At 72.1% G+C, this 12781-nt stretch carries 11 protein-coding genes; all 11 read left to right on the top strand.

The genetic code is table 11. From position 1 onward, the window contains the following. The first annotated feature begins 538 nt into the window (after positions 1-538). The 11 genes from ACFW2G_RS26420 to ACFW2G_RS26370 all read left to right on the top strand — a co-directional run bounded on the left by ACFW2G_RS26420 (position 539) and on the right by ACFW2G_RS26370 (position 12488). Entirely contained in the window at positions 539-2173 is a 1635-nt protein-coding gene (locus tag ACFW2G_RS26420) for a DUF5941 domain-containing protein (RefSeq protein ID WP_384580850.1), read from the top strand. Further along, the gene (locus tag ACFW2G_RS26415) at positions 2170-2922 is read left to right on the top strand and encodes a sugar phosphate nucleotidyltransferase (RefSeq protein ID WP_037916031.1); all 753 of its coding nucleotides are present in this window, start codon (positions 2170-2172) and stop codon (positions 2920-2922) included. Before ACFW2G_RS26420 ends, ACFW2G_RS26415 begins: the two co-directional genes overlap by 4 nt. Next, on the top strand, positions 2910-3971 hold the full coding sequence (locus ACFW2G_RS26410; protein ID WP_037916034.1) for an iron-containing alcohol dehydrogenase family protein: 1062 nt from the start codon (positions 2910-2912) through the stop codon (positions 3969-3971). The genes ACFW2G_RS26415 and ACFW2G_RS26410 overlap by 13 nt, the downstream gene beginning before the upstream one ends. Then, positions 3949-4728 carry a CDP-alcohol phosphatidyltransferase family protein gene (locus ACFW2G_RS26405; RefSeq protein ID WP_078555802.1) on the top strand — a complete coding sequence of 260 codons (780 nt, stop codon included), beginning with the start codon at positions 3949-3951 and terminating at the stop codon, positions 4726-4728. Before ACFW2G_RS26410 ends, ACFW2G_RS26405 begins: the two co-directional genes overlap by 23 nt. An 8-nt stretch (positions 4729-4736) precedes the next feature. Beyond that, positions 4737-5618: a glycosyltransferase family 2 protein gene (locus ACFW2G_RS26400; protein WP_370466671.1), complete on the top strand. Its 882-nt coding sequence runs from the start codon at positions 4737-4739 to the stop codon at positions 5616-5618. 94 nt (positions 5619-5712) lie between these two features. Next, positions 5713-6642 (top strand): ABC transporter permease, encoded by a 930-nt coding sequence (locus ACFW2G_RS26395; RefSeq protein WP_384580848.1) that lies wholly within the window; start codon positions 5713-5715, stop codon positions 6640-6642. Beyond that, positions 6635-7417 (top strand): ABC transporter ATP-binding protein, encoded by a 783-nt coding sequence (locus ACFW2G_RS26390; protein WP_384447526.1) that lies wholly within the window; start codon positions 6635-6637, stop codon positions 7415-7417. The genes ACFW2G_RS26395 and ACFW2G_RS26390 overlap by 8 nt, the downstream gene beginning before the upstream one ends. 431 nt (positions 7418-7848) lie before the next feature. Beyond that, on the top strand, positions 7849-8733 hold the full coding sequence (hpnC, locus tag ACFW2G_RS26385; protein ID WP_384447529.1) for a squalene synthase HpnC: 885 nt from the start codon (positions 7849-7851) through the stop codon (positions 8731-8733). After that, positions 8730-9710 (top strand): presqualene diphosphate synthase HpnD, encoded by a 981-nt coding sequence (gene hpnD, locus ACFW2G_RS26380; protein WP_106967503.1) that lies wholly within the window; start codon positions 8730-8732, stop codon positions 9708-9710. The genes hpnC and hpnD overlap by 4 nt, the downstream gene beginning before the upstream one ends. A gap of 217 nt (positions 9711-9927) precedes the next feature. Then, the gene (gene hpnE / locus ACFW2G_RS26375) at positions 9928-11307 is read left to right on the top strand and encodes a hydroxysqualene dehydroxylase HpnE (protein ID WP_384447534.1); all 1380 of its coding nucleotides are present in this window, start codon (positions 9928-9930) and stop codon (positions 11305-11307) included. Beyond that, the gene (locus ACFW2G_RS26370) at positions 11304-12488 is read left to right on the top strand and encodes a polyprenyl synthetase family protein (protein WP_384447537.1); all 1185 of its coding nucleotides are present in this window, start codon (positions 11304-11306) and stop codon (positions 12486-12488) included. Before hpnE ends, ACFW2G_RS26370 begins: the two co-directional genes overlap by 4 nt. Positions 12489-12781 lie beyond the last annotated feature (293 nt).

The raw sequence follows: 12781 nt of genomic DNA, 5'->3' as shown, positions 1-12781 counted from the left end.
GTGAACCCTGGGAACAGGGGCTCCGGCCGATCTGGACGTTCCCGGCTCGATACGGGGAACGATGGATCAGGCCCGGCCGGTCGCCCGGAGGAAGGGGGAGATGCACCGGAGCTCGCAGCGCTCGGCCGCGACCCTCGCGACGGTCATCAACCCACCTCGTTTCCGCTCGACACCTGCAGGGGCGTGTCCACCGTAACATCCGGGCCGTTTGTGGTACCGCATCGTGATCACCGATGATGATCACGACGCGGCCCGACCCCGGATATTCGGCTTGTCAGGGCGTAAACGGGCGATGAATCCCTGGTTCCCTTCATCCGATAGCCTCTGCCGACGTGCCGCCCCACGGGTGCGCGCGTTCGGAATCCGTCACAAGGAGTGAGTTCGTCTGCCGACCGTCATCCTCACCGGCCTGCCGGTCCCCGGATCGCCGCTCGCGGACGAGCTCCGCTCACTCGGCTTCGAGGTCCGCCCGGCCGCCGGTCCCCAGGACGCCGCAGCCGCACTGGCCGGCGTACCCGCCGACCAGCGGGTGGCCGTCGTGGACAGCGCCTTCGTCGGCCACGTCCACTCCCTGCGGCTGGCGCTGACCGACCCGCGCTTCGACGCCTGTGCCGTCACCGGTGCCCTCTCCGTCCAGGCGGGTGCCCGCGAAGCCCTCGACAAGGCGGTGGCGTCCGAGGGCGCCCACGGGGCCGCCTCCTACGCCGACCGGCTCGCCGCCGCCGTCGAGGCCGCCGGGACCACCGTCCAGCGCCCCGAACTCGGCAGCCTGGTCGCCACCGTCCCCGCCGGCGCGGACGAGCGGGCGGCGGCTGCCGCCGCGGTCGCCGCCGTGGACGAGGAGGCCGTCCGGCTGCGGTCGGCCGTGAAGTCCCGCGACGGGTTCTTCACCACCTTCTGTATCAGCCCCTACTCGCGCTACCTCGCCCGATGGTGCGCGCGCCGCGGTCTGACCCCGAACCAGGTCACCACCGCCTCGCTGGTCACCGCACTGATCGCGGCCGGCTGCGCGGCCACGGGCGAGCGCTGGGGCTACGTCGCGGCCGGTGTGCTCCTCATCGTGTCCTTCGTCCTGGACTGCACCGACGGGCAGCTCGCCCGCTATTCCCTGCAGTACTCGACGATGGGAGCCTGGCTCGACGCGACCTTCGACCGGGCCAAGGAGTACTCCTTCTACGCCGGCCTCGCGCTCGGTGCCGCCCGCAACGGCGACGACGTCTGGGGCCTCGCCCTCGGCGCCATGATCCTGATGACCTGCCGGCACGTCGTGGACTTCTCCTTCAACGAGGCCAACCACGACGCCACCGCCAACACGAGCCCGACCGCCGCCCTGTCGGACCGGCTCGACAGCGTCGGCTGGACGGTGTGGGTCCGGCGGATGATCATCCTGCCGATCGGCGAGCGCTGGGCGATGATCGCGGTCCTGACCGCCCTGACCACCCCCCGGATCGTCTTCTACGCCCTGATCGCCGGCTGCGCGTTCGGCGCGCTGTACACCACCGCCGGCCGCGTCCTGCGGTCCCTGACCCGCAGGGCCCGGCGCACCGACCGCGCCGCCCAGGCGCTCGCCGACCTCGCCGACTCGGGCCCGCTCGCGGAGTTCCAGGCCAGGCTGCTGCGCGGGCGGGCCGGCTCCTTCGGGTCCGTGTACGTCGCCGCCCTCGGCACCGTGCTGATGGCCGCAGCCGCCCTGTACCTCCCCTTCGGGGACCCGAGGCTCATCGCCGTCGCCGTGATCTACGTCATGACCGCGGGCCTCGCCGTCGCCGCCCCGCTGCGGGGCGCACTCGACTGGCTGATCCCGCCGCTGTTCCGGGCGGCCGAGTACGTGACGGTCCTCGCTCTTGCCGCCAAGGCGGACGTCCCCGGCGCGCTTCCGGCGGCATTCGGCCTGATCGCGGCGGTCGCCTACCATCACTACGACACGGTGTACCGCATTCGCGGCGGCACCGGCGCGCCCCCGCACTGGCTGGTGCGGACGATCGGCGGCCACGAGGGACGGGTCCTGCTGACCACGGTCCTCGCCGCCGTCCTCGTGGACCGCGCATCGGACTTCCCCGTCGCGCTCACGGTCCTGGCCGTGTTCGTGGCACTCGTGGTGCTCGTGGAGAGCATCCGCTTCTGGGTCTCCTCCGGGGCACCCGCCGTACATGACGAAGGAGAACCAGCATGATCGGCCTTGTCCTCGCTGCCGGTGCGGGACGCCGCCTGCGCCCCTACACCGACACCCTGCCCAAGGCCCTCGTGCCCGTCGGCCCCGAGGGCGACGAGGAGAGCCTGACGGTCCTCGACCTGACCCTCGGCAACTTCGCCGCGGTCGGTCTCACCGAGGTCGCGATCGTCGTCGGCTACCGCAAGGAGGCCGTCTACGCGCGCCAGGCCGCGCTGGAGGCCACGTACGGGCTGAAGATCACTCTGATCGACAACGACAAGGCCGAGGAGTGGAACAACGCCTACTCCCTGTGGTGCGCGCGTGAGGTGCTGCGGCGCGGTGTGATCCTCGCCAACGGCGACACCGTCCACCCGGTCTCCGTCGAGGAGACCCTCCTCGCCGCCCGCGGCAACGGCCAGAAGATCATCCTCGCCCTCGACACGGTCAAGGACCTGGCCGACGAGGAGATGAAGGTCGTCACCGCCGACGGCGAGGGCGTACGGAAGATCACCAAGCTGATGGACCCCGCCGACGCCACCGGCGAGTACATCGGCGTCACCCTCATCGAGCCCGAGGCGGCCGAGGCCCTGGCCGAGGCGCTGAAGACCACCTTCGAGCGCGACCCGGACCTCTACTACGAGGACGGCTACCAGCAGCTCGTCAACGACGGCTTCGTGGTCGACGTGGCCCCCATCGGCGACGTCAAGTGGGTCGAGATCGACAACCACGACGACCTCGCCAAGGGCCGGACGATCGCATGCCAGTACTGACGAGGCTCATCCCCTCGCCCGTCGTCGTCGACATCAGCCGCGGGGCGATGGACGACCTGGCCGGCCTCCTCGCCGACCAGCGGATCTCCGCCTCCGGCAAGCTCGCCATCGCCATCAGCGGGGGCTCCGGCGTGGCGCTGCGCGCCAAGCTGGAGCCCGTGCTCCCGCACGCCGACTGGTACGCCGTCGTCGACGGCACCATCGACTCCGCGGTCAAGCTGGCCGACGACATAAAGGGCCGCCGCTACGACGCCGTCGTGGGCCTGGGCGGCGGCAAGATCATCGACGTGGCCAAGTACGCCGCGGCGCGGGTCGGGCTGCCCATGGTGGCCGTCGCCACCAACCTCTCGCACGACGGGATCTGCTCGCCGGTGTCCATCCTGGACAACGACAACGGCCGCGGCTCCTACGGCGTCCCCACGCCGATCGCCATGGTGATCGACCTCGACGTCATCAAGGAAGCCCCGGTGCGGTTCATCCGCGCCGGCATCGGCGACGCGATCTCCAACATCTCGGCGATCGCCGACTGGGAGCTCTCGCACCGGACCACCGGCGAGCCCGTCGACGGCCTGGCCGCGGCCATGGCCCGTACCGCGGGCGAGTCCGTGCTGCGCCACCCGGGCGGCTGCGGTGACGACGAGTTCCTCACCGTGCTCTCCGAGGCGCTCGTGCTCTCCGGCATCGCCATGTCGATCAGCGGGGACTCCCGCCCCTCCTCCGGGGCCTGCCACGAGATCAGCCACGCCTTCGACCTGCTCTACCCGGGGCGCTCCGCGCTGCACGGAGAGCAGGTCGGCATCGGAGCGGCCTTCGCGATGCACCTGCGCGGGGCCGCGGACGCCTCCGGCCACTTCGTCGAGGTGCTGCGCCGGCACGGCCTGCCGGTCGCCCCCGAGGAGATCGGCTTCAGCGTCGAGGAGTTCGTCGCGGCCGTCGAGTACGCCCCCCAGACCCGCCCGGGACGCTTCACCGTCCTGGAGCACCTCAACCTGTCCGCCGCCGAGATCAGGGACGCATACGCCGACTATGCCAAGACCATCCGTAGCTGAACTGAGGCCCGTCGTCCACCCCGCGGGCGTGAAGGACCGGGTCAGCGGCGAGCACTGGGGCGGGCGCCTCTACATGCGCGAGATCTCCCTGCGCATCACCCGCGTCCTGGTCACCACCAAGGTCACCCCCAACCAGCTGACCTACCTGATGACCCTCGCCGGCGTCCTCGCCCTGCCGGCGCTGCTGGTGCCGGGCGTCTGGGGCGCCGTCCTCGGCGTGGTCGCGGTCCAGCTGTACCTGCTGCTCGACTGCGTCGACGGCGAGGTCGCCCGCTGGAAGAAGCAGTACTCGCTTTCCGGGGTCTACCTGGACCGGGTCGGCGCCTACCTGTGCGACGCGGCGGTCCTGGTCGGCTTCGGCCTGCGCGCCGCCGACCTGGGGGGCACCGGAGGCGCCGACTGGCTGTGGGCCTTCCTCGGCACGCTCGCCGCGCTCGGCGCCATCCTGATCAAGGCAGAGACGGACCTGGTCGGAGTCGCCCGCCACCAGGCGGGGAAGCCCGTGGTCAAGGACGCGGCGGCCGAGCCGCGCGCCAAGGGCATGGCCCTCGCGCGCCGCGCGGCGGCCGCGCTCAAGTTCCACCGCCTGATCCTCGGCATCGAGGCCTCGCTGCTCATCCTGTTCCTGGCCGTCCTGGACCAGATGCGCGGCGATCTCTACTGGTCGCGCGTCGGCGTCGCCGTCCTCGCGGGCATCGCGATGCTCCAGACCGTGCTGCACCTGGTGTCGATCCTCGCTTCCAGCAGGCTGAAGTGACCGCCCCGATGCGGCTGGGCGCCGTGATCATCACCATGGGCAACCGGCCCGACGAGCTCAAGGCCCTCCTGGACTCGGTGGCCCGCCAGGACGGCGACCCGGTCGAGGTCGTCGTCGTGGGCCAGGGAGTACGGGTGTCCGAGGTGGCGGACCTGCCGCCGGGCGTCCGCTGCGTCGACCTGCCCGAGAACCTCGGCATCCCGGGCGGCCGCAACGTCGGCATCGAGGCCTTCGGGCCCGGCGGCCGCGAGGTGGACGCCCTGCTCTTCCTCGACGACGACGGGCTGCTGGAGCGCACCGACACCGCCGAGCTGTGCCGCCAGGCCTTCGCCGAGGACCCCGAGCTCGGGATCATCAGCTTCCGGATCGCCGACCCGGACACCGGGCGGACGCAGCGCCGCCACGTGCCGCGGCTGCGCGCCTCGGACCCGATGCGGTCCTCACGCGTGACCACCTTCCTGGGCGGTGCCAACGCCGTCCGCACCACGGTGTTCCAGCAGGCCGGAGTCCTGCCGGGGGAGTTCTTCTACGCTCACGAGGAGACCGACCTGGCCTGGCGCGCGCTCGACGCGGGGTGGCTGATCGACTACCGCGCGGACATGGTCCTGCTCCATCCGACCACCGCCCCCTCCCGGCACGCGGTCTACCACCGTATGGTGGCCCGTAACCGGGTGTGGCTCGCCCGCCGCAACCTGCCCGCCCCGCTGGTACCGGTCTACCTGGGCGTCTGGCTGATGCTGACGCTCCTGCGGAAGCCGTCGGGCCCGGCGCTCAAGGCCTGGTTCGGCGGGTTCCGCGAGGGATGGGCCACTCCCTGCGGGCCCCGCCGCCCGATGAGATGGCGTACGGTCTGGCGGTTGACCCGTCTGGGCCGACCTCCCGTCATCTGACCAGCCCGCGTCTGCGAACATGGCGCGAAAACGGGCTTCGAGCCACCAGCCTGCTGCCCACCTGGCCGCATCTTGAAGACGAAAGTTTCAACTTGTGAGTGACACAACCCACGACGGCGCCCTCGCCACGAGCAGGCCGCCGTCCGCAGACGCGGGGCTCAGCGCCGCGGAGCTCGCCAGGAAGTACGGCCTGTCGGTCAGCGGCGCCCGGCCCGGCCTGGGCGAGTACGTGCGGCAGCTCTGGGGCCGGCGCCACTTCATCATGGCCTTCTCCCGGGCCAAGCTGGTCGCGCAGTACAGCCAGGCGAAGCTCGGTCAGGTGTGGCAGGTGGTGACCCCCCTGCTGAACGCGCTCGTCTACTGGCTGATCTTCGGCCTCATCATCGGCGCGGGCCGGGAGATGCCCAAGGACGTCTACATCCCCTTCCTGGTGATGGGCATCTTCGTCTTCACCTTCACGCAGAGTTCGGTGATGGCGGGCGTCCGGGCGATCTCGGGGAACCTCGGGCTGGTGCGCGCGCTGCACTTCCCGCGCGCCTCCCTGCCGGTGTCGTTCTCGCTCCAGCAGCTCCAGCAGCTGCTGTACTCGATGATCGTCGTCTTCGTGGTCGCGGTCTGGTTCGGCAACTACCCGCGGCTGTCCTGGCTGCTGGTGATCCCGACGCTGGCGCTCCAGTTCGTCTTCAACACCGGCCTCGCCATGATCTTCGCGCGGATGGGCTCGAAGACCCCCGACCTGGCGCAGCTGATGCCGTTCGTGATGCGTACCTGGATGTACGCGTCGGGCGTCATGTTCCCGATCGGGATCTACCTCAAGGAGCAGCCGCAGTGGATCAGCGACGCGCTGCTGCTGAACCCCGTCGCGATCTACATGGACCTGATCCGGTTCGCCCTGATCGACGACTACGGCGCGAGCAACCTGCCTCCGCACGTGTGGCTCTTCGCCGTGGGCTGGGCCGCGGTGATCGGCCTCGGCGGCTTCGTGTACTTCTGGAAGTCTGAGGAGCGTTACGGCCGTGGATGACAACACCAGGGGACGCGTCCCCACAGTGATCGCGGACGGCGTTCACATCGTCTACCGCGTCAACGTCGGCAGCAGCGGCAGGGGCGCGGCCACCGCCGCGCTCAGCAAGATAGTCCGCCGGAGGAAGGGCGACGCCCCGGGCGTGCGCCGCGTCCACGCCGTGCGCGGGGTCTCCTTCACCGCCTACCGCGGCGAGGCCATCGGCCTCATCGGCTCCAACGGCTCCGGCAAGTCCACCCTGCTGCGCGCCATCGCCGGCCTGCTGCCCTGCGAGGAGGGCAAGGTCTACACCGACGGCCAGCCCTCGCTGCTCGGCGTGAACGCCGCGCTGATGAACGACCTCACCGGTGAGCGCAACATCGTCCTCGGCGGTCTCGCCATGGGTATGAGCCGTGAGCAGATCAAGGAGCGCTACCAGAGCATCGTCGACTTCTCCGGCATCAACGAGAAGGGGGATTTCGTCTCCCTGCCGATGCGCACGTACTCCTCCGGTATGGCGGCGCGGCTGCGGTTCTCCATCGCGGCGGCCAAGGATCACGACGTCCTGATGATCGACGAGGCCCTCGCCACCGGTGACCGCGCCTTCCAGGTGCGTTCGGAGAATCGGATCAAGGAGCTCCGGGAGAAGGCCGGCACGGTCTTCCTCGTCAGTCACAACAACAAGTCCATCCGGGACACCTGCGACCGGGTGCTGTGGCTGGAGAAGGGCGAGCTCCTGATGGACGGGCCGACGGAGGAAGTCGTCTCGGCCTACGAGAAGGCCACCAACGGCTGATCCCCGGGTCGCGCGGCGTCCTGCGAGGCGCTTGCCCGCTTCACCGAAGGCCCCCGCCGCTCAGCGCGCCGGGGGCCTTGACCATGTGCGCGGATTACGCCGCCCCCGCGTTCCCGTATTGCGCGACGACATTCGCCGGCCCGGCGAATACCCGGGCGGCCTCCACGGGGTTCTACAGCGTAAGCTGGGGCGGTCTTGAATCGCGGCAAGAGGGGACGATTCCCCGCAGGTGAACGGCCCTGGGACGGCCCCGGGAAAACTCCGGCGGCGTGTCCGAAATAGGATGTAATGGGTCGGCAGTGTAGAACGGGAGATGTGACGGCATTGGCTACGGGAATTCTCCGGCCCCCAGGGACGGCAGCCGTCCCCGCCCCGGGCGGCCGACGGTGAACCCGGGACACGGCATCCGACCCCCGTCTAACCCGGTCCACGTGAGCGCCACCCTCGACAAGGCGGCGGCGGAGAACTTTCCCGTCGCCCCCGCCTTCCTGCCCCGGGCCTGGCGCGACGGGCTGATGGCCGTCTACGGATACGCCCGCCTCGTCGACGACATCGGCGACGGCGACCTCGCCCCCGGCGGACGCGACGCCGTGCTCCTCGGCCTGGACCCCGCGGCGGTGGACGACCCGCCCGCCATGCTGGACGCCTTCGAGGCCGACCTGCTGCGCGTGTTCGGATCCGCCGACGGGCCCCCGCGCCACCCCCTGCTGCTCGCGCTGCAACCCGTGGTGCGCTCCCACGGCCTGACCCCCGAGCCCTTCCTCGCGCTCATCGAGGCCAACCGCCAGGACCAGCGGGTCACCCGCTACGAGACCTACGCGGACCTCGCCGCGTACTGCGAGCTGTCCGCCCAACCGGTCGGCCGCCTCGTGCTGTCCCTCACCGGCACCAGCACCCCCGAACGGATCCGCCTCTCCGACTCCGTCTGCACCGCCCTCCAGATCGTCGAGCACGTCCAGGACGTCGCCGAGGACCTGGGCCGGAACCGGATCTACCTGCCGGCCGAGGACATGCGGCGCTTCCACGTGTCCGAGGCCGACCTGGCGGCACCGTCCGCCGGCGCCTCCGTGCGCGCCCTGATCGCCTTCGAATCCGAACGCGCACGCGCGTTGCTGAATGAAGGCGTACCGCTCGTGGGTAGCGTGCACGGCAGGCTCCGACTGCTGCTCGCGGGCTTCGTGGGAGGGGGGCGTGCCGCCCTGCGAGCCGTCACCGCCGCAGGCTTCGACGTACTCCCCGGCCCGCCCAAACCGACCAAGAGCGGCCTGCTCCGCGAGGTTGCCGCCGTCCTGCGCACAGCGCCGAGAAAGGGGTGAGCCCGACCGTGGAGGGCCCCACACACGCTTCCGCACCGACCGCGGTCTCCGCACAGGTCTCGGCGGCCTACAGCTACTGCGAGGCCGTCACCGGTTCACAGGCGCGCAATTTCGCGTACGGGATCCGGCTGCTGCCCACCGACAAGCGCCATGCGATGTCCGCGCTCTATGCCTTCTCCCGGCGGGTCGACGACATCGGCGACGGCACGCTGCCCGTCGAGGCGAAGTTCGCGCGCCTGGAGGAGACCCGTGCCGTCCTCGGGCGGATCCGGGCCGGTGAGGTCGACGAAGACGACACCGATCCGGTCGCCGTTGCGCTGGCGCACGCCGCCCGCCGCTTCCCGATCCCGCTCGGCGGCCTCGACGAGCTCATCGACGGCGTGCTGATGGACGTCCGCGGCGAGACCTACGAGACCTGGGACGACCTCAAGATCTACTGCCGCTGCGTGGCCGGCGCCATCGGACGGCTCTCCCTCGGCGTCTTCGGCACCGTGGGCGCAGCGGGCCCGGACACCCCCGGCGCCGCGCGCGCCGCCGAGTACGCCGACACGCTCGGCCTCGCCCTGCAACTCACCAACATCCTGCGCGATGTTCGCGAGGACGCCGGCAACGGACGCACCTACCTGCCCGCCGAGGACCTCGCCAAGTTCGGCTGCTCGGAGGGCTTCCGGGCCGACCGGCTGTCCGCGGGCGCGGACTTCGCCGGGCTGGTCCACCACGAAGTCCGGCGTGCCCGCTCCCTGTTCGCCGAGGGCTACCGGCTGCTGCCGATGCTCGACCGGCGCAGCGGCGCCTGCGTGGCCGCCATGGCCGGTATCTACCGGCGCCTCCTCGACCGCATCGAGCGGGAGCCGGAGGCGGTCCTGCGCGGCCGGGTCTCGCTGCCGCCGCACGAGAAGGCGTACGTGGCCGTGCGCGGCCTGTCCGGCCTCGACGCGCGCACCGTCTCCCGCCAGGCCGTCCGGAGGCGGACGTGACCCGGAAGAAGGCACTCCCGCCTCTCACGGCCGCCGCCCCGGGGACGTTCCGGAGCATCCGCCCGGCGCGCGCCGGCGGCGCCCGGCGTACGGGCACGGCGTGCCGTCCCGGCCGCGCGCCGGGCGGAGCAACCGGGCCGACGGCGGGTGCGTCCCTGCCTGCGGACCGCGGCCTGCCCGTCCGCCCGGAGGGCGGCCGCACCACGGGGGAGGACGCATGACCGGTACCGACCAGCACGCCGTCGTCGTCGGCGGCGGCCTCGCCGGGGTCACCGCCGCCCTCGAACTCGCCGACGCCGGACTCCGCGTCACCCTGCTCGAAGGCCGCCCCCGGCTCGGCGGGCTCGCCTTCTCCTTCAAGCGCGGCGACCTCGACGTCGACAACGGCCAGCACGTCTACCTGCGCTGCTGCACCGCCTACCGGTGGTTCCTCGACCGCGTCGAGGGCTCCGCGCTCGCCCCGCTCCAGGACCGGCTCGACGTACCCGTCCTCGACGTCGCCCACCCCGGCGGGCCGCGCCTGGGACGGCTGCGCCGCGGCGGCCTGCCCGTGCCCCTGCACCTCGCCGGGGCGCTGGCCCGCTACCCGCACCTGTCCCTCGCGGAGCGCGCCAGTGTCGGCCGCGCCGCCCTCGCCCTGCGCCGCCTCGACCCGGCCGACCCGGCGCTGGACGGCCTGGACTTCGCCACCTGGCTCGGCCGCCACGGGCAGTCCGCCCGCACCATCGAGGCCCTCTGGGACCTCGTCGGCATCGCGACCCTCAACGCCACCGCCGAGCACTCCTCCCTGGGCCTGGCCGCCATGGTCTTCAAGACCGGACTGCTCTCCGAGAAGGGCGCGGCCGACATCGGCTGGGCCCGCGTACCGCTCGGCGACCTCCACGACACCCTCGCCCGCAAACAGCTCGACGCCGCCGGGGTCCGCACCGAACTGCGCACCCGCGTCACGGCCGTGACCCGTACGCCGGACGGGGCCTGGCGGGTCGACACCGAGCAGGAGTCCCTGGCGGCGGGCACCGTCGTCCTCGCCGTACCGCAGCGCGAGGCGCACGGACTGCTGCCCGCCGGCGCCCTCGACGACCCCGGCAGGCTCCTCGACATCGGCACCGCACCGATCCTGAACGTCCACGTCGTCTACGACCGCAAGGTGCTCCGGCAGCCCTTCTTCGCCGCCCTCGGCTCCCCGGTGCAGTGGGTCTTCGACCGCACCGACTCCTCCGGACTGACCGACGGCGGCCAGTACCTGGCGCTGTCGCAGTCCGCCGCCCAGGACGACATCGACGAGCCCGTCTCGGTGCTGCGCGCCAAGTACCTTCCCGAGTTGGAACGACTGCTCCCCGCCGCGCGCGGCGCCAAGGTACGGGACTTCTTCGTCACCCGGGAGCGGACGGCCACCTTCGCGCCAACCCCGGGCGTCGGCCGGCTGCGCCCCGGGACCCGGACCGACACGCCGGGGCTCTACCTGGCCGGTGCGTGGACTGCCACGGGTTGGCCCGCGACCATGGAGGGCGCCGTGCGGAGCGGACTGAGCGCGGCGCAGGCCGCACTCGCCGGGCTCGGCCGCCACCGCGAACACCCTCTGCAGGAGGCGGCATGACGACCACCACCACGACGACCGGCACCAGCGCCGTCACCAGCACCACGAGCACAGCACGTACAGGAACAAGAGGAGAGCCAGTGAACCCGGGGAATCCGGCTGTCGAGAACACGGATGCCAGTGTGGGCGCAGCCGGAAGGGGCGTGGAGAAGGCCGACACCGTCGCCCTCCTGGAACGCGGCCGGACGATGTCGACGCCCGCGCTCCGCGCGGCCGTGGACCGGCTCGCCGCGCCCATGGACACCGTCGCCGCCTACCACTTCGGCTGGATCGACGCCCAGGGCCACCCGGCCGACGGCGACGGCGGCAAGGCCGTCCGTCCCGCCCTCGCCCTGCTCTCCGCCGAGGCCGCCGGCGCCGCCCCCGAGATCGGCATCCCCGGCGCCGTCGCCGTCGAGCTCGTGCACAACTTCTCGCTGCTCCACGACGACCTGATGGACGGCGACGAGCAGCGCCGCCACCGCGACACCGTCTGGAAGGTGCACGGACCGGCCCAGGCGATCCTGGTCGGCGACGCCCTCTTCGCCCTCGCCAACGAGGTCCTGCTGGAACTCGGCACCGTCGAGGCCGGCCGCGCCACCCGCCGCCTGACCACCGCCAGCCGCAAGCTCATCGACGGCCAGGCCCAGGACATCTCCTACGAGCACCGCGAGCGCGTCAGCGTCGAGGAGTGCCTGGAGATGGAGGGCAACAAGACGGGCGCCCTGCTCGCCTGCGCGGTCTCCATCGGCGCCGTGCTCGGCGGAGCCGACGACCGAACGGCCGACAAGCTGGAGGAGTACGGCTACCACCTCGGCCTCGCCTTCCAGGCCGTCGACGACCTGCTCGGCATCTGGGGCGACCCGGAGTCCACCGGCAAGCAGACCTGGAGCGACCTGCGCCAGCGCAAGAAGTCCCTCCCGGTGGTCGCCGCCCTCGCCGCCGGCGGCCCGGCCTCCGAGCAACTCGCCGAGCTGCTCGCCGCCGACGCCAAGAGCAGCGACTTCGAGAACTTCTCGGAGGAGGAGTTCGCGGCCCGCGCGAGACTCATCGAGGAGGCCGGCGGCCGCCGGTGGACCGCGGACGAGGCACGCCGCCAGCACGCCGTGGCGATCCGCGCCCTGGACGACATCGACATGCCCCAGCGGGTCCGTGAACAGCTCGTGGACCTCGCCGACTTCGTCGTCGTACGCAAGAGGTGACCGCCACCCGGCAGCGGATATGAATCGCGAGTCGCCGGTCGGCGCCGCCATCTGAACGAGGCGCGCACCGGCCGACGGCAGACCCCAGCACAGCACAGGACACTGTTCTAAGGGGAAGCCATGACAGCGACGACCGACGGCAGCGCAGAGAGCGCCGGCGCCGGCAGCGAATCCACCCAGGGCGCCCCGCCGCCCGACCCGGCCGCCGCGGCCGGCCCGCCGGCGGGCGCCGCGCCCCCCGGGCCGGTGGCGGTCACGGAGCGGGTCACCGCCCCGCCCGACCCGGGCCGGCG

This window comes from Streptomyces sp. NPDC058880, assembly GCF_042742535.1.
GTDB lineage: Bacteria > Actinomycetota > Actinomycetes > Streptomycetales > Streptomycetaceae > Streptomyces.
The sequence above is the reverse complement of the archived record's forward strand: the minus strand, read 5'-3'. Positions and strand labels throughout refer to the sequence as shown.

Coding starts and splice junctions, on each gene's coding strand:
- ACFW2G_RS26415 (WP_037916031.1), top strand. CDS start 2,170: ATGATCGGCCTTGTCCTCGCTGCCGGTGCGGGACGCCGCCTGCGCCCC.
- ACFW2G_RS26410 (WP_037916034.1), top strand. CDS start 2,910: ATGCCAGTACTGACGAGGCTCATCCCCTCGCCCGTCGTCGTCGACATC.
- ACFW2G_RS26405 (WP_078555802.1), top strand. CDS start 3,949: ATGCCAAGACCATCCGTAGCTGAACTGAGGCCCGTCGTCCACCCCGCG.
- ACFW2G_RS26400 (WP_370466671.1), top strand. CDS start 4,737: ATGCGGCTGGGCGCCGTGATCATCACCATGGGCAACCGGCCCGACGAG.
- hpnE (WP_384447534.1), top strand. CDS start 9,928: ATGACCGGTACCGACCAGCACGCCGTCGTCGTCGGCGGCGGCCTCGCC.
- ACFW2G_RS26370 (WP_384447537.1), top strand. CDS start 11,304: ATGACGACCACCACCACGACGACCGGCACCAGCGCCGTCACCAGCACC.